The organism is Vibrio sp. 1402, assembly GCF_033340275.1.
On the sequence record NZ_JAWOWE010000741.1, the window covers coordinates 1 to 511 of the forward strand.

The following is a 511-nucleotide window of genomic DNA, read 5'->3' on the forward strand; positions in this document are numbered from 1 at the left end:
AAAGAAATGATTGGCTTCACTAGTTGGAACTCGTTTGGCGCCATTTGTGGCGTTGCTAGAGTTCAAGGCTTAGCTGTTGTGCTTAATCATTTCTTTGGCGTTTATATCAATTCTGTTTATGCCATTGCTGTTCAAGTAAATGGAAAGCTAAAGGAATTTAGCATTAACATCATGAAAGCATTCAATCCACGAATCGTAAAGGCAGAAAGCAAGGGTAATAGGAAGGAAATGCTCCACTTATCCATGTTAGCAAGCCGTTTTAGCTTGTTGCTTTACTCAGTCATCGCGCTGCCGATCTTTTTTGAAACAGATTTTATGTTGTCGATATGGTTGGGCGATTATCCTGATGGTGTACTGACTTTTATCAAGCTATTTTTAGTTCTTGCGTTTGTAAACCTTACGACGGTTGGTCTTCAAACGGCTATACAAGCAACCGGAGACGTAAAGGCTTACCAGTCAACAATTGGGTCAGTGCTGCTGCTAACTGTGCCAGGGGCCTATATGTGCCTAT

1 pseudogene is annotated in these 511 nt (G+C 41.5%); it reads left to right on the plus strand.

The annotated features are described in order from the left end of the window. Window positions 1–511 (plus strand): annotated as a pseudogene (locus R7044_RS28230) (hypothetical protein); the annotation flags it as partial.